The 22,668-nt window shown below is 41.4% G+C and carries 12 protein-coding genes; 1 reads left to right on the top strand and 11 read right to left on the bottom strand.

All coding sequences use genetic code 11. The features are described 5' to 3' along the window. Positions 1–143 precede the first annotated feature (143 nt). The 9 genes from SOR_RS03435 to miaA all read right to left on the bottom strand — a co-directional run bounded on the left by SOR_RS03435 (position 144) and on the right by miaA (position 20,197). The gene (locus SOR_RS03435) at positions 144–3,509 is read right to left on the bottom strand and encodes a Cna B-type domain-containing protein (protein ID WP_000791201.1); all 3,366 of its coding nucleotides are present in this window, start codon (positions 3,507–3,509) and stop codon (positions 144–146) included. 592 nt (positions 3,510–4,101) lie between these two features. Beyond that, positions 4,102–7,527, bottom strand: coding sequence for a SpaA isopeptide-forming pilin-related protein (locus tag SOR_RS03430; protein WP_001035134.1), 3,426 nt, complete (start codon positions 7,525–7,527; stop codon positions 4,102–4,104). A gap of 464 nt (positions 7,528–7,991) precedes the next feature. Continuing rightward, a complete protein-coding gene (gene bgaA / locus SOR_RS03425; protein WP_000410697.1) occupies positions 7,992–14,969 on the bottom strand; it encodes an LPXTG-anchored adhesin/beta-galactosidase BgaA in 6,978 nt (2,325 codons plus the stop codon). 249 nt (positions 14,970–15,218) lie between these two features. Next, positions 15,219–15,974 (bottom strand): SDR family NAD(P)-dependent oxidoreductase, encoded by a 756-nt coding sequence (locus SOR_RS03420; protein WP_001259146.1) that lies wholly within the window; start codon positions 15,972–15,974, stop codon positions 15,219–15,221. 27 nt (positions 15,975–16,001) lie between these two features. Next, a complete protein-coding gene (locus tag SOR_RS03415) occupies positions 16,002–16,493 on the bottom strand; it encodes a DUF7832 domain-containing protein (RefSeq protein WP_000215493.1) in 492 nt (163 codons plus the stop codon). Between the two features lie 28 nt (positions 16,494–16,521). Beyond that, positions 16,522–17,451 carry a ribonuclease Z gene (gene rnz / locus SOR_RS03410; protein WP_000354323.1) on the bottom strand — a complete coding sequence of 310 codons (930 nt, stop codon included), beginning with the start codon at positions 17,449–17,451 and terminating at the stop codon, positions 16,522–16,524. A 14-nt stretch (positions 17,452–17,465) separates the two neighbouring features. Further along, on the bottom strand, positions 17,466–18,089 hold the full coding sequence (locus SOR_RS03405) for a hypothetical protein (RefSeq protein ID WP_000129680.1): 624 nt from the start codon (positions 18,087–18,089) through the stop codon (positions 17,466–17,468). Further along, positions 18,082–19,320: a GTPase HflX gene (gene hflX / locus SOR_RS03400; RefSeq protein WP_000573179.1), complete on the bottom strand. Its 1,239-nt coding sequence runs from the start codon at positions 19,318–19,320 to the stop codon at positions 18,082–18,084. The genes SOR_RS03405 and hflX overlap by 8 nt, the downstream gene beginning before the upstream one ends. Continuing rightward, a complete protein-coding gene (gene miaA / locus SOR_RS03395; protein ID WP_000850166.1) occupies positions 19,313–20,197 on the bottom strand; it encodes a tRNA (adenosine(37)-N6)-dimethylallyltransferase MiaA in 885 nt (294 codons plus the stop codon). The genes hflX and miaA overlap by 8 nt, the downstream gene beginning before the upstream one ends. A gap of 120 nt (positions 20,198–20,317) precedes the next feature. Here miaA and SOR_RS03390 point away from each other — a divergent pair, with 120 nt between their 5' ends. Then, positions 20,318–20,488, top strand: a complete 171-nt coding sequence (locus SOR_RS03390) for a DUF3042 family protein (RefSeq protein ID WP_001051782.1) — start codon at positions 20,318–20,320, stop codon at positions 20,486–20,488. 241 nt (positions 20,489–20,729) lie between these two features. Here SOR_RS03390 and SOR_RS03380 read toward each other — a convergent pair whose 3' ends face one another. Further along, positions 20,730–21,569, bottom strand: coding sequence for a thymidylate synthase (locus SOR_RS03380; RefSeq protein ID WP_000158629.1), 840 nt, complete (start codon positions 21,567–21,569; stop codon positions 20,730–20,732). A 98-nt stretch (positions 21,570–21,667) separates the two neighbouring features. Further along, positions 21,668–22,627 (bottom strand): ROK family glucokinase, encoded by a 960-nt coding sequence (locus tag SOR_RS03375; RefSeq protein WP_000078549.1) that lies wholly within the window; start codon positions 22,625–22,627, stop codon positions 21,668–21,670. Positions 22,628–22,668: the final 41 nt, after the last annotated feature.

Here is a 22,668-nt window from a genome sequence, read left to right as displayed (position 1 = left end):
TTCAGTAAGTGGCAACTATCCACTTGTATCCGGTAGTAGAACCAGGGTCAGTTACAAAAAAAACAAGTGCCAATTTCCATTGACACTTGTTTCCACTTTTAAACTGTCTTGCAAAATTTCGTGAAAGATACCGTTTAAAAAACTTAATCTTCTTTTTTGCGTCTTGCCAAGAATCCTGTTCCCAATCCAAGAAGGGCGATTCCAGCTACTAGAGCCACTTGATTAGACTCGCTTCCTGTATTAGGCAATTCCCCACCTTTTTTAGGCTTACCTGGTTCATTTGGTTTGCCAGGTGTTGGTTTTTCAGGAGTGTGCGTATTTGTAATGTTGTAACCTTCTACTGAAGCTGTATAACCATCTGGAACATTCACTTCTTCAACAGCGTAGGCAATCTCCTTACCTTCTTGATAACGATCAAGACCTGTAAACTCATAAGTCCAGCCACTTGTTTCTGACACTGTAGCTGTCTGACCAGTTTCCTTGCCATCTGCAAGAAGTTTTACGGTGATAGATGCTGGACGGATGCCATCTTTGTTATCTTCATCTTTCCAGATCTTATGACCTTTTACAGCTGTTTTTTCTGGAGTATGTTCGTTGGTAATGGTGTACTTGCCATCCTTATCTGTAGTGATGGTTGCTTTGTATTCTGTCATAGCAGTTTCTTTGACAGTGTACTTGATTTCCTTACCATTCTCATACTTAGGAAGCTTTTTAGATTCGAACTTCCAACCAGTTGCTTCTGATACTTCAATTTCTTGAACAACTTCTTTATCGTTTTTAAGAATTTGAACTTTCACAGATCTTGTACGTTTGCCGTCTTGGTTGTTGTTATCTTTCCAAACCTTAGTTCCGGAAAGAACTACTGTTTTTGGTGTGTAATTGTTTGTAACTACTTGACCAGTCACAGAAGATTCGTAACCAGCTGGCACGTCTACTTCCTTGATAGAGTAAGTGATTTCTTTACCAGCTTCGTATTGTGGAAGATTTGTGAAGGATGCTACCCAAGTGTTATCATCAGTCTTTTCCTTAGCTGTTAAGGTCAATTTCTTACCTTCAACGGCTACTGGATCTGCATTTCCTACTTTTTTATAAAGTTGAACCGTTACGGACTCAGGACGTTTGCCGTCTTGGTTGTTCGCATCGTTCCATACTTTTGTTACCTTGTAGTCAATTTCTTTAGGAGCATATTTGTTTGTGATGGTAAAGTCTGTAATAGTCGCTTCGTATTCTGCTACGGCTTCTTCTGTTACAGTGTATTTGATTTCTTTACCAGCTTTATATTTTGCTAATTTTTCGAATGTAGCAGTCCATGTTCCGTCTGCGGCTGCTTGAACTTCTTTCGAATCGACTTTCTGACCGTCTGCTAAAAGATTGATTGTAATCTTGGTTGGACGTTTGCCGTCTTGGTTGTTCGCGTCATCCCAGTTCTTAGTTGCTTTTACAACAACTGTTTCTGGTGAATAGCTATTTGTGATAGTGAATCCTGATGCAGCGTCACCAGTAACTTCAGAAGTGTATCCAGTAACAGTTACTTCTACTACTGTGTACTGGATAGGTGTGCCGCCTTTATCAGCATCAAGGTTTGTGAAGCTTCCAGCCCAACCATTTGCTTCAGTCAATTCAAGTGTTTTTCCAGTATCTTGGCCATCTGCAAGCAATTTAACTGTGACAGAAGTTGGACGTTTACCGTCTTGGTTGTTCTCGTCCTTCCATACTTTCTTCACAGGAACTTCCGTTTTTGCTGGAGTGTAAGTATTCTCGAAAGCTTTTTCATCATCGTAAGAAACAGTTGCTTCAAGTGCACCTTTGCCCTTATCTACTACAGTAACTGTAGCCGTGACAGTTTTAGTGTCGTACTTGATGCTTGTATCACTGCCAGCTTTTTCAGCAATTTTAAAGGTATAAGTCCCTGCTTTGTCGAATTCCAATTCTGAGAAAGCAATGTTTCCGTCTTTGTCATTCTTCACAGTTTCTTTCACCTTACCATCTTGGTCTGTTAAAGTGAATTCAAACTCTTCAGCCTTCAACTCACGTCCTGTAAGTTTTTTATTAGCTTTAATCTTAACTTTAGCTTTGCTACGTTTATTTGTAACTGTTTTGATAGCTCCATCTTGTCCAACAGTCATCTCAAATGGAGTAGGATTCAACTCATATCCCTCAGGAGCTTCAATCTCGGTTACTGTAAAGTTCCCTTTCTTGATATCACTTTCTGAGTAAATAGATGACTCAGCAATTCCGTCATCATTTGTCGTTACAATTTCCTCTTTAGCCGTAGCTCCTGCCGGAGGAGTAATCTTGAATTTTGCTCCTTTTAGACGGTCATGAGTCAGCTCGTCGACCTTGTAAAGAATGATACGGTAACCAGTTTCTAACTGAATTGTACCACCAGAAGCAACGACTGAGTTTCCGATTTGCTTAACGACTGTCTTATTACTATAGTCGTCATATGTTAGAATCTGGTCATCACCCTTCATTTCAGCATTGTTTTGGACTTGCGTGCCATCAGCTGGAGCACTTGTTTTATAATTAATTCGAAATGCTGCTGGTTTACCGTTCTTCGCAAGAATTGAAGATGCATTGTTAATTGTTAAAGTAAATTCTGTGTAAGAATCATTCCATTTTACTTGGTAATCCTTACCAGCTTCTAAAACCACCTCATCTTTAAAGTAATAAGATTTATCGTACCAACCTGCCGTAACTTTAAATGTTTCAGGAATCATCTGCATCGGTGAGGCATTTGGGTCAACCCAGTCATGAATTTCAATTTTGTTATAGGCAGCTTGTTTAGGATTAGCTCGAACATACCAACTGTGTAAATATTGTCCACTCTTATTTAGAGCACTAGATGTCCAATCCTCTTTGTAAATCAGACCATGATACTTACTGAAATTAGCACGTCCAATTCCTTCAGAATAATCAGAGGCTTCCCCTTTTTTGACCTTAATTTGATGGGTAATTTCATTTATAGTTTCCGTCTTATCAAAACGGAGCGTTTCATTGCTTAATTCATTTTTAGAACTAAAACCAACAAAGAAATTCCCTTTAACGTTTTGGACTTGATAGCCACCTTTTTTCTCAAGATAGGTTTTCAGATTTTTTAATGTAATAGTCGCCTTACCACCATTATTATCCCCGTTTGATACAATTTGAGTTTCTCCGATAACGAGATCTGTTTCCTTATCTTTTAAATCAAAAGTTTCATTTCTAACAGTTAAAGGGCTCGGAACAGTAAAGGTAAAGGTATCACCGTCCTCTAATTTACCATCATAGGCGCTCAAATCGTAATCAACAGTGAATTTATAATTTGAGTAGTTATGATGTTCAGGAGAAAGTGTATAAACACCATTCGCATCTGGTTTTATAAACTTACCATTATCAACCTCCCAAATTCCAATATTACTGATAACGTTCTTCAGTTCCTTTGCTTGAACTGAATTTGGAGCAAAGATTATCCCTAGCAAACAGGCCAGAGAAGTTAGGATGGGTAACCAAAATTTCTTGTTCTTCATAATCTTCCTTTCTAAATTACCGAAAACATTAAAACGACAAACTATGATTATAAAATCTCAACACTCATCTCCTTTCGAATTCGTTGAAATCCATGAGGGTTATTGAATAAGTTACATCATATTAACATGTTTCATAACTATATGTGAGTGCAATATTTATCATATTTGTTCTATTTTTAATATAGAAACCTCCTTTAGTTTCATTATAAAACAAAATTAACTTTTTTTGTAATATTATGAGGTTATTGCCTTTTGAAAATATTGACACAGTGTAAAATTACTGTCATAAAAATTAATTCTTTCATCACACTGAAGTTTCTTTAAGTTTAGTGTACACATACGAACAACTTCTCTTTTAAACAAACAGAAAGAAACATTGCACAAAACATTCCATTTATTTATAAGTTTGATACACCTTAATAATTATCCAAACTATTTTATATAAGTAAAACTCAGAAGAAATCTAGTAATAGTCATATCCCATCCTGATAAATAGTTTAATTTAGCATATTTCATTATTCTGAACCATAAAAAAAGACCAGGGGGTTATCCCTGATCTTTCTTTACTGTACTTATTGGCTACTAAATGAGATTAGTCTTCTTTTCTTCGTTTAGTTGCTACAAGACCTGCACCTAAAGCTAGAAGAGCTAAACCTGCTGCTAATGCAGCTTGTCCAGATTCACTTCCAGTGTTTGGTAGGTTAGGATTTTCTGGTTCAGTTTGGTCCGTTACTACTAACTTACCATCCTTGAACTCAACCTGATTTCCACTAGCATTTACCACTGTTACAGTTCCGTCGTAGTTAACTTGGAATGTAATATCTGTTACTGCTAAGTATCCAGTTGGAGCGGCTTCTTCATGGAAAGTATATACTCCCGGAGTCAAATCAAGTACATGTGATTGATTGGCTTTTGAAGTCCATTCAGCCACAGGATTACCTGCAACTTTTTCTCCTCGGAAAATTTGGATTTTTGCACCCGCGATTTCTTCACCCGCTAGGTTTACCTTACTGAAGGTGATCTTACGTGGAAGGTCATCGTCTTTATCCGTTACTGTAACAGTTGAGCCGTTGGTTACAACTTTGTTTTCTTCACCCTTAGAGTCTTTCTCACCAACGTTTGTCACTTCCACTGTGCCGTCGTGTTTGACTTGGAAAGTGATGTCCGTTACTTTGAGGTAACCAGTTGGAGCGGCTTCCTCATGGAAGGTGTAAGTACCTGGGGCCAAGTTGAGCTCTTTAGACTTACCAGCTTCAGATGTCCAGCTTTCTACGGCTGTGCCTTCTGCCTTGTCGCCCTTGTAGATCTTGATTTGAGCTCCTGCAATTTCTGTACCACCAAGGTTAACTTTACTGAAAGTAATGGCTTTGGGAAGGTCATCGTCTTTATCCGTTACTGTAACAGTTGAGCCGTTGGTTACGACCTTGTTGTCTTCACCCTTAGAGTCTTTTTCACCAACGTTGGTCACTTCCACTGTGCCGTCATGTTTGACTTGGAAAGTGATGTCCGTTACTTTGAGGTAACCGGTTGGAGCGGCTTCCTCATGGAAAGTATAAGTACCTGGAGCCAAGTTGAGATCTTTAGACTTACCAGCTTCTGAAGTCCAGCTTTCTACGGCTGTGCCTTCTGCCTTATCGCCCTTGTAGATCTTGATTTGTGCGCCTGCGATTTCTGTTCCACCAAGGCTAACCTTGCTGAAGGTAATCTTACGTGGAAGGTCATCATCTTTATCAGTGACTTTGATTGTTGAACCATCGGTTACGACAGTATTGTCCTCGCCTTTAGCATCCTTAGTACCAACATTCGTCACTTTAACTGTTCCGTCATAGTTAACTTTAAAAGTGATATCCGTTACTTTGAGGTAACCAGTTGGGGCTGCTTCCTCATGGAAAGTGTATGTACCTGGTGCCAAGCTCAATTCTTTAGACTTACCAGCTTCTGAAGTCCAGCTTTCTACGGCTGTGCCTTCTGCCTTATCGCCTTTGTAGATCTTGATTTGTGCTCCTGCGATTTCAACCCCACCAAGACTAATTTTACTGAACGTGATTTTACGAGCTACATCGTCATCTTTATCAGTAACTGTCAGAGTTGAATTTTGGGCTACAACACGATTGTCTTCACCTTTAGAATCTTTTTCACCTACTTTTGTCACTTCAACAGTACCGTTAGGTTTAACTTGGAAAGTGATATCCGTTACTTTGAGGTAGCCAGTTGGGGCTGCTTCCTCATGGAAAGTGTAGATGCCTGGTTCAAGATTCAGTTGCTTAGGTTGGTCAGTTGAAGTCCAGCTTTCTACGGCTGTGCCTTCTGCCTTGTCGCCCTTGTAGATCTTAATCTGTGCACCAGCGATTTCATTCCCTCCAAGGTTTACCTTACTGAAGGTAATTGGTTTTGGACTAGTATCCTCTTTATCGGTAATAGTCAGAACTGGACCAGCTGCAAGAACAGTGTCATCAGCTCCCTTATTCTTAATAGTGATAGAACCGTCAGCATTAACAGTAAAAGTAATATCTCCTACAATTTGATATCCCTCTGGAGCATCGAACTCTCTTAGAGTGTAGGTCCCTGGTGCCAGCTTAATCACTTTAGAAGTGTCAGCTACAGTAGTCCAGTCTGCAACAGGTGCCTCTTCAAGATTGACTGTATCTCCACTATAGATTTTCAGTTCCGCTCCTGGAATTTCTTTTCCATTTGGATCCACCTTTTTGAAAGTAATCTCTTTTTCAGTTGGAGTCTTCGGAGGTGTCTTCTTATTTTCAATTCGACGTTCTACTGATTTGTCTGAACCAAACTCATCTGGAGAAATTTTAATATCTTCAGTTAATTTGTCATAGCCAAGAGGAGCAGTTACTTCACGAATTGTATAGTTGTCTCGCAACAATTTGCCTACACTAGCGTTACCATCAGAATCTGTTGTCAATCGTCCAACAACAGCTTGGTTACGATCACGAATTACTTCAAAAACTGCACCTTGCAAAGGTTGGCCTGCTTCGTCTACCTTATGAATTTTAATGGTGAAAACATATCCTTCCGCAACACCACCTGCAATCTGGTAGGTACGTGTGCTTGTTGATTGTTCATTCTCACTACCATTGTAGCTCATGTTGGCTACGTTCGTGATTTCCTCACCATCAACTAGATCATAATTCGCTTTAGCTCGATACTCGATCATATAACCAAAACCATTAGTATCTCCTAAAGGAAGGGTGAAACCATCACCATTCGCATTTACCACTAGTTGGTTTTTAAAGGTTTCGGTCATATCCTGAGCATTAGTCCATTTCCAGTCTCCGTTATTCCAACTCCAATCTACTTTGTAAATACGAAAAGTATCTGGTAGGAAGGTCATATTTGGAGAAGAGAAAGCATCTTTGATAGTGACATCACTGTAGTTCGCCATATTGCGGTTTACAGTAATGTTATAACGGATTACATTTTTCTCGTCATCCTTGTATTGGAAGGAACTCTTTTCAATTTTAGAGTCGTATTTCCCTGGAGGGCCGTTGTAACGGATTTTCCCTGCAAATAGAACTCTATGGCCTACTGTAACGTTAACATCAACGTCTTTTTCTTCTGAAACAACGTCATGGTCAACTCGGACATAGACAAAGAATTTCCCCCTAACGCCAGAATTATTCTCAACAAACTTTGTGTAAGTTAGAGTAATTGTTTTGCTAGCTGCATCTAAACGACCAGTAGCTACAAGATTGTTAGAAGCATCTCGTAATTCAATGTCTGAAGAGTTTGAAAATGTAATCTCTGATGGCAATTGAAGTGTTGTTGTATCACCTTCATGCACCGTATTATCTGGCAAAACAAAATCTGCAGTAAGACGGAATTCTTGCCAAATATCCAACCCTTGCGTTAAAGCTTCACCAGATCTGTTTTCAACACCAACACTAGTGATCACATCATTATACTCTGTCGCATGTACTTGCGTCAGAGGGGCAAATGATTGGAGAATAACTCCCAAACAAAGAATAAGGATCTGAATCCAAGATCTTATTTTCTTGTTCATTTAATCTTCCTTTCTTATAATATTCAGTTGTAAATGTACAATGTAATAGTAAACTAAATGATTGTCCCCAACTAATCACCATTCTCCTTTTTCAAGCGAAAATTATTAGCCACATTACATCCACATTTTATCATACTATGAAGAAAAAGGCTAGAACTATCAAGCAAATTTTTATAAAAAAAATCCAATTTCTTCTTACAGGTTGAAATCGACTTTTTCACATCCGTATATTAACCGCTTTGTATCTTTTCTTCTCCTATCATCGAAACAAAATCTGGTATATTTTACCGCCATTTTTTAAAAAATAAGTTCATCTCGTTTTCGATACCAGATAGTGTTTTTATCATTTTGGTTATCTAATTTCATAAACGTTAAATTTCTCTAGAGAGAATGCTTCTACCCATTAAAAAGACCAGGTTTCCCTGGTCTTTCTGAGATACATTTAGAAGAAAAACTTATTCATTCTAGTCTTCTTTTTTGCCTTTAGTGGCTACTAGTCCTGCACTCAAACCAAGAAGAGCTAAGCCTGCTGCTACTGCTGCTTGACCTTCTGCACTTCCTGTATTTGGTAACTGCTCTTTTTGAACCTGACCAGCTGCACTTGAAGCGATTTCTTTTGTATCTGTTTTTTCTGATACTTGTGGTTTTGTAGACTCTTGCGGTACTGGTTTAGTCGTTTCACCAGCCGTACCTACTTCTACGATGCGATCCTGAGCCACGACTTTATCATAGCTTTCTTTTTCAGTTCGCTTGCCATTTTCAACTTCAATCAAGTGAACACGGATACCTTTTTGTCCTTCTTGGAGAACACGGGTTTGACCTGCCGGAAGCTGATCATTCTTTTGTTCCTGAACCTTGAAATCAATTGTTTCTTCTTCGATTACAAGTTCTGGTCTGTTAAGGACAAGGTTCTTCACTTCATCTTCTGGAAGGGAGGTTCCTGGTTTAGTTCCAACCAAGACGATGCGGTCTGTCGGAGCCTCTACCACTTCACGGAGTTTTTCTTCCTTACTTCCACTAGGATTAACCGCTGTGAAAATCCGTTCCTTACCAACTTTTCCTTCTTGTTCTACACGTGTTTCACCTAGATACAGTGTTGAATCCTTTTTCTCAACTGTCTTGTAAGCCAAATCTTTTTCAACAAATTCGAGTTTTGGAAGATCTTCTTGTACAGCAGCAACTGTCTTCTCAGAAACTGGGTTTTCCTTAGTCAACTGGATACGGTATTCCTTGACTTGTTTTCCACTTTCTGAAACAAGGCGAACAAGTACTGGAAGGCTATCGTCTCCGCTATCTACAACTGTTGAAGCTACTTGATTACTTTCTTCGACTGAGACTTTTGGACGTTGACCTTTATAGGTGATTTGGTAGTCTTGACGATCTTCAGCGAAGTCAGGAAGTTCGTTTCCATCTACAAGAATCTTCGATTGAGTGCTTTCTTGAGGCAATTCACTCGGTGCAAGGAAGGTCATCTCAATCATCGCAACACCGCTCTTGTCAGCTTTACGCTCCATACGCCATCTCATGGCTTTGGCTTTGACAGCTTTAAATGTTACGTTGATTTCATCACCAGCTGCGATGTCTTTATCCGCACGATAAGACACAGTTTCCCAATTTTCTGGATTGTTGAATGGATGGGCTGCATCGTAGGCTTGGTAGTTTGAATAGTAGGTAGGCACTTCAAACTCTGGACCGACATAGCGTTCTAAAACGAGTTTAGATGGTGCATCCGTACCACTATCTGCAAAGAAGTGAAGTTTGGCTTGAGCAACAGTCCGTTCGACAATCTTACCATTTTCACGGAAGATTACACCTGCTGATACTTCTGGATTAGAAGATGGTGTTGGAGACCAGTTTGTCCAACGACGACTCTCATCCTGATTACCATCATTGATGTAATCAATTCTATCTTTTGAATTCTTGTCAATATCATTAGTAGCAGAGGCAAATGCACGGTTTCCATTTTCATTGTAGTTAGGGTTATCTGAGAGAGACTCGCCTAGTTTGTCTGTCACTCGTACAGTGAACTCAGCAACAAGATCACTACCAAGGACACGACCTCGAACGGTAAATTGACCTGCTTTTGTCAGATTTTCTGCTGGGACTTCTTCCCATTCAACTGCCAAGTCTTTTGTTTCGTAACCGTCTTTACCTGTGAAGTAAACAGGAACCTTAGTTGGTAATTCAAGCGGTTGCCCTACTTGTAGCAAGCGAGCTTGTTTGACCGTAGCAACTGGTTTACGAGAGAGCAAATCTTTATTGCTTGTAAAGTGTAGACGGTATTCTCCTAGGATGTCACCATTTTCAGCCTTCGCGATAACACGAACTGGCTCACCTTCACGAACACTTGGAACGACGGTAGCGAGACCATTGTTGCTAACACTTGCTGTTACTGCAGGAACTTTTCCATCTACAGACTCAAGGTAGTAGTCTGTCAAATCAGGGTTAAAGTTTGCTAAATCTTTACCGTCAACTTGGATTCTTGTTTGTCCTTGTTTGGCTGCCGCAACTTGTTTCGCAAAAATTTGTACTTCTGTGATAGACGTTCCTTTCTTGCTATCAAGTCGAACCATACGAATGCGAACCGCATAGGTCTCAACTTTATCAAAGCTGAAATGATTCATTTCTCCAGCTTTTAATTGAGCTGGTGCTTTGAGATTGCTTACCTCTTTCCAGTTTGCAGGATCGTTAAAGGCATGGTTTTCCTCACCTACAAAGCTAGGGTTTTTAGGGGCTGTTGGAACGGTCTTACCGACATAATATTCAATCACATAAGACTTCGGTACACCAACTCCGTGGTCTTCGTGGAATCCGACACTTAGATTATCAACTGAACGTTTGCTCAAAATACCTGAATCTCCGAATAGGACACCAACTGAAGCTTCTGGATTAGTACGGTTCCAGTTTGTCCAACGGTTAGCTGGGCGGTCATTAAAGGAAATCAATTTATCGTTGACGTTTGAAACAGGATCAGTTGGATTTGAGTCTGAAGCAAAGGCAAGTGGCAATTCTGAACCGGTCCATTGGTCAGAAATATTTGCTCCTTTCTCAGTTTGAGCAGATACGCGAACATGAAGTTTAGTTGTTAATTGCGTACCTTCTAGGCGACCATTAACTGTAAAGACACCTTCCTTGGCGTATTGCTCTGGACGAATCTTATCCCAAGTAACCTTAGCTGATGAAACGTGACCATTTGAATCATAGGTACGAACACTTTCTGGTAATTGTGGTGCTTCTGCGATTGGAGTTGTCACACTAACTTCTTCAACTGAAACGATGCCTTCTACAGAGACTTTTGCACGCGCCTCAAGGTCAATACCTTCAACTTTACCTAGAACTTCAAAGGTTTGATAGTGATCAAGTTTTTCTTTTGGAATGGCTTGCCAAGTGACTTTGTGGGCTTTAGGGAAACCTTTGTCATACTCAACTGTTACTGTTGCTGGAAGACTTGGTTCCTGATGCAAGTCAGTCACTACATTCACTGGACGGATAGATTGCGCAATCTTCTTCTCAGTATTGGCCTGGATCGTGAGATCGATCTGACCTCTAGCCCCCTCATATTCTGCTTTGAGAGTGACTGTTCCTGGCTTATGCAACTCAAGCATTCCTTTACGAACCGCGACTTCCCCTTCACCACTTGTAGAGAAGTTCACCTTATCTGCTGGTAGAACTGCTTGTGTTCCGTCTTGATAGTGTGCAAGGACAGACAATTTCACTGTTTGGTCTTCTTTAAGACCGTCAGCTTGCTCTACTTGTAGGCTCAAATGGTCAATTTTTGGTGCTTCTTCGAGGAATTGAATTGCATACATTTGAAGAGGGCCACCATCATTTGGTTGAACAAAGATGCTTGCACGCATGCCGTTTGCTGCACTTGCTTGCACCACTGTAACAGCTGCATTTTCAGCACTTGCTACAACTTCTGGCAAGGATGCACCGTAAGCAAGAGTTCGATATTGCATTGGATTTTGGCTAGTAAGACCAGCGACAGACTCGCCACCAACCGTTACAGTTGGTGCTACAGGTGCTGCGGCCTCACCTTCTTCTACTACAAGGGTAGCGTGAATAGTCTCACCACCCAGTTGGCCAGTCATTTGAATACGTGATCCTGCAACTGACAGTTTAGCTTTATCTGCTTCCGCAATCTCCCACTTATCAACTTCGTATTCTTGTACGCTTCCATCCGTTACAGCAATAGAAACGTATTTGTCAACAGCGCTCAAGTCTGTTCCTGGAGCAACACGCTTAACAGTTGGAAGCTCATTTGCAATTGCTAGAATTTCGACACGGGCCTCAACTTCGCGTCCGTCTGCCATACCTTTAACAGTCACAACTCCTGCTTGGCTCACATCAACTGAAGACCAAGTTACTGGACGTTTTTCACGACTGCCATCACTGTAGATAAAACCAACTGTCTTCGGCATTTTTGGCTCTTTCTCAATAACAGTACGTACTTTTGGTACTTCTGTTCCGAGAACGGTCTTTTCTTGGTCTTCTTTTTTACCAGTAAAGACCGTTACTTGACTAGATTTCAAGAGATCAGAGTGGGCAGTAAGGGTGAATTTCCCTGCTTGCTCAGTTGATTTGACAATGGCAACACCTTTACCGTTAAAGGCTCTACGGATCCAAGAACCGTCTGGTTGCGCCTTGTAGCGTTCACGGCTGGCTTGTTCCCCGTTGTCTACACCGACTAGTTGACCTTGTCCATGCAATTGGAAACGAACCAAATTATTGGCAGTTGGTACCACATTTCCTTCACTGTCTACGATTTCGTAGTAGATGTAAGTCAAGTCTTTTCCATCTGCTGCGATTGCGTGTTCTTCCTTGATGAGACGAACACCTGCTGGTTGACCTGCAGTGGTAATCTTGTCACGTGCAATTTCTTTCCCAGCTTCATCACGAGCTACTGCTTCTAAAGTACCTGGTTGGTAAGCAACCTTCCACTCAAGATAGAGTTCCTTAGCATTGGCACCTTCTTGGTAAGTCCGCCCATCGCTAGTTTGTTTTTTGTTGAACTTCTTAACTCCGAGAGATTGACCGTTCAAGAACAATTCTACGCTAGCAGCATTAGAGTATGCGCGAACTGGAATCTTGCCTTGTGCATCTTCTACTTTAGAGGCCAAGTCTCTATTCTCCCAGTTCCAGTGAGGAAGGAGGTGAACCATTGGTTTCTTCTTAACAGAAACCCATTGGCTTTGGTAGAGGTAGAAGTCATGTTTTGGAATACCGGCTGTATCTACGATTCCAAAGTAAGAACTCTTAACTGGTGTATGGTTTTGGTTGTGCCATGGTGTAGGCTCCCCGATATAGTCTGTACCGGTCCATATAAATTGTCCTGCGTAACCAGCATTGTCTCGGTCAAAAGTCCATGAAGCGGTTGCAGTTTTCCCCCAACCAACACGGTCATTTCCATAATCGGACTGTTCGTAATTACGATAAGCTTGGTTGCTATGTACCAATTCTTGGTCAGGACGATAATAGCTACCGCGTGTACGGGTTGCTGAAGATGTTTCTGAACCGTAAATCAACCAGTTTGGATGTTTCGCACGAAGTTTCTTGTAGTTATCTTCTGAGTAGTTAAAACCAACTGCATCCAGTTCATTAGCAATTTTCTCATGATCACCGCTACCATCACCAAAACGGAACTTATCTGCTCCCATGGTAACATAACGTGTAGTATCAACATCTTTAATCACTTTTACTAAGCGTTTAACCGTTGCAAGAGAGTGAGCATTACCATTGGCTTCACCGATTTCGTTTCCGATAGACCACATGAAGACAGCTGGGTTGTTTTTATCTCTTTCGACCATGGTACGAAGATCATAGTCAGACCATTTTTCACCTTTTCTAGCTTCTGGGTGAGTGGCATCTTTTTCAAAGAAACGTCCGTAATCATAAGGTTTCTTGCCACCATACCAAGTATCAAAGGCCTCTTCCTGAACAAGCAAACCAAGTTCTGCTGCGATTTGCAAGGTCTGTGGACTTGCAGGGTTATGAGTTGTACGGATGGCGTTAACGCCCATCTCCTTCATTTGTTTGAGACGACGGTATTCTGCCTTATAGTTTTCTTCTGCTCCAAGCGCTCCATGGTCATGGTGCAAGGAAACACCATGGAATTTAATGCGTTCACCATTCAAAGAGAAACCTTCATTTGGAGTCCAGTGATAGTAACGGTAACCAAACAAATCTTTCTTAGCATCAACCAATTGACCGTCACGGTAAACACGCGTAATCAATTCGTACAAGGCAGGTTTGTCATTTAAAACGGTCCAGAGTTTTGGTTGTTCAACTTCTAAAATCGCATCAAGGCTTGTTGATTCATGTGCTTTCAAGGTACGGCTCGCTGTACGAACCAAGCCTGTTACAGCCTGACCACCACGTTCAACGATTTGATACTCTGCTACAAGTTCATGGTCTTTATCGTCTGTATTGACGATTTTGCTGGTCACATACGTTTCAACCTTGCCATGTTGCTGTTGTTCTAGCTTTGGTGTTAAGATGGTTGTCCCATTCTTCTCAACATGAACTTTATCTGTCATTTGCAAGGTCACATCACGGTAGATACCGCTACCTGAATACCAACGGCTACTTGGTTGTTTGTTGACAGCATGGACAGCAATCACATTCTCACGGCCATCTTTGTGAAGGTATTTAGTAATATCGTATGAGAACTGGTTATAACCATTTGGATAATGTCCCACTAACTGGCCATTGACATAGACTTGAGAGTCCATGTAGACACCATCAAAGGTCACTCGAACATTTTTCTTGAGATCTTTTTCATCAAGTTTAAAGGTCTTGCGATACCAAGCTTCACCACCATTGAGCTGTCCACCCTCGTTTTGAGCAGGTGACTGATGGTCAAAATCATTAAAGATACTCCAGTCATGTGGAAGATCTAATTTTTGCCATGTTGATACATCGGCATCTGATTTCACAGCTTCTTTAGGATTCGCATTGAGTTTAAAGTGCCAATTTTGATTAAAATTCACTTTTCTATCTTCAATCATTTGATTCACTTCTTCATTTGTCGCAGCTTTCAAATCTTCCTTGACAGGCTTTTCTTGACTTGAAGCTTGAGATTCTACCTTTGGAGCTGTTTCTTCAGGTTTTAGTGACGCTTTCTCCTCTTTTGGAGCTACAGGTTCATCTTCTTTCTTCTCTGGTTTGCTTGCTTCAATTGGAGCAGCTTGACTTTGATCGACACTTGCAACATCCTTGTGCTCTGCTACAGTTTGATCTTCTTTTTCCTCCACTGCCGGACTTTCCTCTTTTGCTTGTTCCACAGTGTGAGCGATAGGAGTTTCATCGGCGAAAACTGGTGATTCTCCAATGACACTTCCTCCAAATAGAACCGCACAGGTTCCAATCATGACAGAGCAAGCGCCTACGGCAAACTTACGAATGCTGTAGACTCTTTTACGATTCCAATGGCCTTTTTCCATAAAATCCTCCTTTAGTAACCGCTTCCATTTCATTGTAAGCGTATTACTTTTTCATAGTCTTTTACCCTTATTTTATAAAATAATATAGGAAATTTCAATACCCTAAACACAAAAAATCATATTTTTGATTGTTTTTTCTAAAATTTGTAGAAGATTCCAAAAAAGTGAATGTAGATTTAGAACAAAAACAAACATTTTTTGACACTCAGTTAAATATTATAAAAAAGTTCCTTTTGTAAGGAACTCCTTTTACTTATAATTAAAGATTCCCCCTGCCAACTTATCAGCTAGCTTGGGAAAGAGGGTATAAAACTTATGGGCTAGATTCAACAAAACTGGGAGATTGAGTTCCCGTTTGTTTTTTCCTATGATTTTGACAATCTTTCTAGCCACTACATCTGGTTCTAAAAGAAAGCGGTCAACCGACTTGAGGTAGCTGCCATCTGGGTCTGCCTGGTCAAAAAAGGCAGTACGAATCGGTCCTGGATTAACCGTCGTTAGATAGACACCATAGGGCATGAGTTCGAGGCGCAGAGCATTTGAAAATCCAATAGCCGCAAACTTGGTCGCTGAGTAAAGACTGGACTTAGCAGTCGCAATTAATCCTGCCATGCTGACGATATTGATGATATGCCCTTTTCGAATCTCCTTCATACGAGAAGCAACCAAACGAGACAGATTAATCAAAGCAAAGGTATTGACCTCGAACATCTGGTGAATGTCTTTGTCAGAAATCTTGTCAAATTCTTCAAAAATCCCGTAACCAGCGTTGTTAATCAAGACATCAAGCTTGCCATAACGGAGATAGAGGTCAGCTACCAGAGCTTCTAGGGCCGAGTCATCAGTAATATCGATTTCAATCCATTCCACATTAGAATGATTTCCGTAGAGTTGGGCTAATTTTTCCTTGTTTCTACCTAGTAAGATGAGTTGGTCATTTGGCAAGAGTTTGACCATTTCTTGGGCTAGGCCACCGCTAGCCCCAGTGATGATGATGGTGCGCATCTCTATTCCTTTCAAAGTTTTGGTCAATTAATGAAATCTTTTTCCAGCTAAATAATGAGCATAGGCTTGATCAATGACAGGAGCAAACTGATGATAATCCTCCCAGCTACCTAAAAATTCTAAAGGTAAGTCATACAAGTCATAGACTACAAATTCGGAATAATCATCCATATATTGATGTTCATAATAGTCATTTACAAAAGCCTGAAAATCCTTTGTAATATCCATTGTTCCCAGTTTACCATCGCACCAGTCTAAAAGATAATCAACACCCAAAGTTTGCTCGTTTTTTACACTTTGGAATACCGTTTCTTCATCAGGAGACATCATTTCTTTGGCATCATGCTGGATGAGCCAAGTAACGAAAAAACCGATATGATTCACAGCCCAACGATAAATCTCCCGATAATCTTTTTGAGTTAGCTCTTCTTTTTGTAATGAATAGCTGTGCAAGTAGTTAGTTAATGCATTCTCAAAATACCAATCCGCTTTATCCAATAAACGATTTTCAACAGTCATCTTATTTCCCTCTCAACGAACTATAACATTATAACTCAACCTCTTCCAAGTCTTTGACGACATGGACATTTTCAAAGACACTAGCAGCATCTTTCTTAAGCTGACTAATATCCTTTGATAGGAAGCGGGCACTGATATGGTTGAGCAAGAGGCGTTTGACTCCTGCTTCTGCCGCTACTTGTGCAGCTTGCATATTAGTTGAGTGACCGTGATTGCGGGCAATTTTTTCATCACCCTTGCCATAAGTTGACTCATGGACAAGGACATCAGCATTGACAGCTAGATGAACACTGGCATTGGTTTTGCGGGTGTCACCAAGTATGGTGATAATCTTACCAGGACGGGGAGCTGAGATATAGTCTGCCGCCTTGATTTCAGTCCCATCTTCTAGAACAACATCCTGACCGTTTTTGATTTTTCCAAAAAGCGGGCCAAATGGAACACCAGCAGCCTTGAGTTTTTCAGCATCCAAGGTCCCTTCAAGATCCTTTTGCATGACACGATAACCAACACAGAAAATAGTGTGATCCAGCTCCTCTGCATACACAGTGAATTTATCGGTCTCAAGGATTTTCCCTAGAGAATTTTGATCAAACTCATGGAAATGAATGCGGTAAGGTAGACGAGAACCGGACACACGAAGACTGGTTAAGACAAAGGACTTAATACCTTGAGGTCCATAAATATCCAAATCTGTCTGCTCTTCATTAGCCTGAAAGGCACGACTAGAAAGGAATCCTGGTAAGCCAAAGATATGGTCTCCATGCAGGTGAGTGATAAAGATTTTGCTGACCTTCCGTGGTCGAATCGTGGTTTCCAGAATGCGATTTTGCGTTCCTTCTCCACAGTCAAAGAGCCAAACTTCGTTAATCTCATCCAAGAGTTTCAGGGCGAGACTTGAAACGTTGCGGGCTTTAGAGGGCTGACCGGCCCCTGTTCCTAAAAATTGAATATCCATTCGATACTTTCTAATTAATCAATATATAACATAGCTGTGCGATTTTCCGATCGGAAATAGCGACTGCCAGAAAAAGCAACAGCTTCTTGCAGTAAATCCTCTTGGCTGTAGCCTTTGAGACGCTTGCGACCATCTGCTAAACTTTCTAAATCAGTCAAAGCTGTGAGATTCTTCACGCTAACAACTTCCTCAACTCCAGCATCCTTCATGTAAATCTTTCCAGATTCTTCAAAGACGAGTTGATGAGGGAAAATTTGCGCAATCTCAAAAAGCAAGTCATCCGAGATTTCCTCTTCATTTTCAGAGAAGATCCGCCCCAGTCCCTCACTCTCATAGCAAAATCCAAAAGATTTACCCGACAGGTTCAGACGAATAAAAGGCTTATTTTCAAAGGTGAAACTTGGTTCAACATTGTAGAGATTTAGTTCCTGACTGAGTTCTGAAAAATAATCCGTCGCAGCTTCAGGACTCTTTTTCTGGTAGAGTTCAGCAAAGTAGGCATTGACTACACTCGGAGGAGGTGTGATGAGAGCTAACTGCTCCTGCTCTGTTTTGCCAGCTAGAAGCTGACCCAGATAGACCTTATCCAGACTTGTATAGCCCCCATATTTTAGAGCCAACTGTTTGATATCAGTCATAAAATTCCTCTAACCTCCATTTATTTTTCTCGGAAATGTAGCCTGTAATGACTTCACCGTCCTCCTGATAATCGCGTTCTTCCAGAATCGCAACACTTTCTAAATCATGAATCCTGTAGGACTTTGAAAAAGGCACGCGTAGAGTAAAGGCTTCAAAAATTTCCTTAATCTTATCTAGCAATAATGCTTGCAAATTCTCACGACTATCCTTAGACTTGGCAGAAATGAGGGCATAAGGTGTTTGGGTAGGCGTGAAATCCTCCACCAAATCCGCTTTATTATAAAGGGTCAAATGAGGAATATCTTCCATGTCCAAATCTTTCATGATAGACAGAACCGTTTTTTCATGCTCCTCGTGATATGGATTACTGGCATCGATGACATGGACCAGGAGATCCACATGCTTGCTTTCTTCCAAGGTTGACTTGAAACTGGACACCAATTCAGTCGGCAAATCTTGGATAAACCCAACAGTATCAGTCAAGGTAACCTGTAGATTGCCTCCAAGATGGATACTCTTAGTCGTCGCATCCAGAGTCGCAAAGAGTTCGTCTGCTTCGTACTGGATCTTACTGGTTAAGGTGTTCATGATGGTTGATTTCCCAGCATTGGTGTAGCCAATCAAACCAATCTTAAAGGTACTCGACTCCAGACGTTTTTCTCTGACTGTCGCCCGATTTTTCTCAACCACCTTAAGCTGGCGCTCGATATCTGTGATTTGGTTGCGAACACTACGACGGTTCAGTTCCAGCTGGCTTTCACCTGGACCCCGGGAACCAATTCCCCCTGCCTGACGGCTAAGCATAATTCCCTGACCAACCAAGCGAGGTAAGAGGTATTTGAGTTGGGCAAGGTGAACTTGGAGTTTCCCTTCGTGGCTACGAGCCCGCATGGCAAAGATATCCAAAATCAACTGCATACGGTCAATGACCTTGACACCCAGAACTTCTTCTAGATTAACATTCTGCCGTGGAGTCAAGCGATTATTGACGATGACAGTAGTAATTTCCTCAGCATCCACCATTCGAGCAATTTCTTCCAACTTACCAGAGCCGACAAAGGTCTTGGAATTATATTTTTCCCGTTTTTGTCTATAACTATCGACTACGACTGCTCCAGCTGTCTTAGCCAGACTGGCCAACTCTTCCATGGAGAGGTCAAAATTGTCCATGCCCTGTAATTCCACACCAATTAGCAGGACACGTTCTTCTTTTTTCTCCGTTTCAATCATCTAAAAACTCCTCAATCTGGCTTAAAATACGGTCTTGCACACCAGACTCTCCTATCTGATAAAAGGTGACCTGCATGCGATTACGGAACCAGGTCAACTGACGCTTAGCAAAACGGCGGGTCGCCTGTTTGAGACTCTCGCTTGCTTCCTCAAGAGTTTGCTCCCCACGGAAATAAGGAAAGAGTTCCTTGTAGCCAATGCCTTTGGCTGCCTGCACATCTGGATAATGGTCAAAAAGCCACTTGGCCTCATCCAAAAGTCCAGCCTCAAACATGAGGTCCACGCGATGGTTGATACGCTCATAGAGTTGACTGCGCTCATCATCCAAGCAGATAATCAGTGGTTCATAAGGACTTTCTTGATTTTCCAAATCCTGACCAAAATGGACAATTTCCAAGGCACGCATGGCACGACGACGGTTAAACTGGGGAATTTCAAGGCCTGCTTGCTTCACGAGATGGGCTAATTCCTCATCTGAATAAGGATCCAAACTAGCCCGATAGGCAACAATCTCCTCATGAGGTGTTTCCCCACCTAGATGGTAGCCTTCCAGCAAGCTTTGGATATAAAGCCCTGTTCCACCAGCAATAATGGCTAGCTTGCCACGGCTTTGAATATCCTCAATAGCCTTTTTAGCTTCTGAAACAAAATCAAAAGCCGAGTAAGACTCGGTCACCTCTCTGACATCAATCAAATGATGAGGAACAGCTGCTTGCTCCTCTGGACTAGCCTTGGCCGTACCAATATCCAACCCTCTGTATACTTGCTGACTGTCACCACTGACCACCTCGCCACCAAAGCGCTTGGCCACTTCGATAGCAAGGGCTGTCTTCCCAACAGCAGTCGGTCCAACAATCACAATTATTTTTGTTTTCATCTTTTTTCCTTGAAAAATTTCCATTTTTTCGTTACTATTATTATATCACAAAAAGGTCAGTCAGAAAAATGCTACCACTTGAGGAGCCTGGCTGATCGGGAAGATAAAGGAGGAAGACTCATGGCTAAAGGATTCGCTAAAGGTCTTGTAACAGGTGTCGCAGGAACTGTCGCTGCCGTTGCAGGTGCAGTATACGCAATTAAAAAGAAAGTGATTGAGCCAGAAGAGCAAAAAGCAGCTTTCATCGAAGAAAACCGCAAAAAAGCAGCTCGCCGCCGCGTATCACATTAAGCAACAAAAGAAGTTGAGATTTCTCAACTTCTTTTTATTTTCTTTTATACTCAATGAAAATCAAAGACCAAACTAGGAAGCTAGCCGCAGGTTGCTCAAAGCACTGCTTTGAGGTTGTAGATAAAACTGACGAAGTCAGCTCAAAACACTGTTTTGAGGTTGTGGATAGAACTGACGAAGTCAGTAACCATATCTACGGTAAGGCAACGCTGACATGGTTTGAAGAGATTTTCGAAGAGTATTAAATAGCTAGATCAAACTTCAGCTGTGGCTTAACCGGATCATAGTCAACTAACTCAAAGTCCTCCGCTTTGATATCAAAGAAATTGGTCCCATCTGGAACATTTAAAACCAAACGAGGTTGGCAGTTTGACGGCTTACGACGAAGCAATTCCTCTGCTTGTTCAAACTGGTTATCATAGATATGGAGGTTATTGATGAAGTAGAAGAACTTCCCAACCTTCCATCCAAAATGCTTGGCAATCATCATCTGAAGAGCCACATACTGCATAGCATTGATGTGGTGAGCAACTAGCATGTCATTCGAGCGCTGGGTCAAAGTCGCATCCAGATAGATATCCCCATCAACCCGACGGACATCAAACATAGTCTGGAAAGCACATGGAAGAAGGCCATCAGTTGCCTCAAAAGCCTCATAATCCCAGAGCGAGATGATATTTCGACGGTTCCAAGGGTTTTCTTCCAACTGCTTAAGTATCTTATTGATGATATCGTGTTTCTTAACGACTGCCCCATAGCGCTCACCAATGGTTCCCGTATCTCCTACTTCCCAGTCATTCCAGTAGTGAACATTGTACTTGTCATTGAGCACCTCTAAGCTATTAGACTGGTCTTGGTAAATCCAGAGCACTTCCTTGATGGCAGATTTGATGGCAATCGGGCGCAAGGTTGTGATGGGAAATTCGCCCTTAGATAAATCATACTCGGCAAAGGAACCCGTTACGTACTTGGAGTTGGCAACAGTCCCATCCTTGTACTTGGGACGAGCTTGCTCTGAAAAGACACCGTCTTTGAGGATTCGTTCAATATTTTCTTTAAAAATCGTATCTGCTTTTGTCATTTACTCTCACCTCATTTATTGTCCTAACTAGTATAGCATAAAAAAAGAAAGGAGGAAAATCACTGGCTTTAAAGTAGTGTTTTTCTCCTTTTATTATCTTATTGCAATACAAGTGATGCTGCTCCAATAACTCCAGCGTCATTTCCTAGAGTTGCAAGAGCTAGTTTAGTTGTTGTGCGTACTTGTGGGAAGGTATTTTCGTCATAAACCTTTTGAACACCTTGTAGAAGGAATTCTCCCGCAGCTGACACCCCACCACCGATAACGATTGTTGAAGGGTTGAGGATTGAGCCGATGTTGGCACAAGCGATTCCCAAGTAACGTGAGAAGTTACGGTAAACGATCAAGGCAAGGTCGTCTCCCTCTTTTGCCAAGTCAAAAACAGTTTTGGCAGTTACTTCTTCTCCATCGTCGATCAAGCGTTTCAAGGCCGCATCGCCCTCGTATTCATCTGCATATCGACGAGTCAAGTTGACAATCCCTGTTGCTGAAGCTACTGTCTCCAAACAGCCCTTCTTACCGCAAGTACATGCGATTGGTTGGTCAAAGTCAACAGTGATGTGACCAAGTTCTCCTGCCGCACCAGCAACACCGTGAAGTAATTTGCCTTCTGCCACGATACCACCACCAACACCTGTACCAAGTGTCATAAAGACAACGTCTGGTTGGTTGTCACCAGCACCCATCCAGCGCTCACCAAGAGCAGCTACGTTGGCATCATTGTCAATGAAGAACGGAATCCCCAAGGCTTTTTCAATCTTTTCTTTAATTGGTTGAAGGGTTTTCCAGTTTAGGTTGTAGGCACCGATAACAGTCCCTTTTTCACGGTCAACCACACCAGGTGATCCCATTCCAATACCTCGGAAATCTGTAGCAGACAATCCAAGCAAGTCCAAACGATGTTGAATAGACTCAATCATATCATCTACGATATGGCTTCCCTCGTCCAAAATATTGGTCTTGATAGACCATTTTTCTTGGATTTCTCCCTCTTGAGTTAAAATCGCAAACTTGATAGATGTTCCACCAAGGTCAATCCCTATAATCTTTTGACTCATCGTCTTCTCCTTTTTAATTGAAAATGCTTACAGATATAGTA

The sequence above is a fragment of the Streptococcus oralis Uo5 genome, assembly GCF_000253155.1.
In the GTDB taxonomy this organism is placed as follows: Bacteria; Bacillota; Bacilli; order Lactobacillales; family Streptococcaceae; genus Streptococcus; species Streptococcus oralis_L.
This window is presented reverse-complemented; position numbering and strand designations above follow the sequence as displayed.

Coding starts and splice junctions, on each gene's coding strand:
- SOR_RS03435 (WP_000791201.1), bottom strand. CDS start 3,509: ATGAAGAACAAGAAATTTTGGTTACCCATCCTAACTTCTCTGGCCTGT.
- SOR_RS03430 (WP_001035134.1), bottom strand. CDS start 7,527: ATGAACAAGAAAATAAGATCTTGGATTCAGATCCTTATTCTTTGTTTG.
- bgaA (WP_000410697.1), bottom strand. CDS start 14,969: ATGGAAAAAGGCCATTGGAATCGTAAAAGAGTCTACAGCATTCGTAAG.
- SOR_RS03420 (WP_001259146.1), bottom strand. CDS start 15,974: ATGCGCACCATCATCATCACTGGGGCTAGCGGTGGCCTAGCCCAAGAA.
- SOR_RS03415 (WP_000215493.1), bottom strand. CDS start 16,493: ATGACTGTTGAAAATCGTTTATTGGATAAAGCGGATTGGTATTTTGAG.
- rnz (WP_000354323.1), bottom strand. CDS start 17,451: ATGGATATTCAATTTTTAGGAACAGGGGCCGGTCAGCCCTCTAAAGCC.
- SOR_RS03405 (WP_000129680.1), bottom strand. CDS start 18,089: ATGACTGATATCAAACAGTTGGCTCTAAAATATGGGGGCTATACAAGT.
- hflX (WP_000573179.1), bottom strand. CDS start 19,320: ATGATTGAAACGGAGAAAAAAGAAGAACGTGTCCTGCTAATTGGTGTG.
- miaA (WP_000850166.1), bottom strand. CDS start 20,197: ATGAAAACAAAAATAATTGTGATTGTTGGACCGACTGCTGTTGGGAAG.
- SOR_RS03390 (WP_001051782.1), top strand. CDS start 20,318: ATGGCTAAAGGATTCGCTAAAGGTCTTGTAACAGGTGTCGCAGGAACT.
- SOR_RS03380 (WP_000158629.1), bottom strand. CDS start 21,569: ATGACAAAAGCAGATACGATTTTTAAAGAAAATATTGAACGAATCCTC.
- SOR_RS03375 (WP_000078549.1), bottom strand. CDS start 22,627: ATGAGTCAAAAGATTATAGGGATTGACCTTGGTGGAACATCTATCAAG.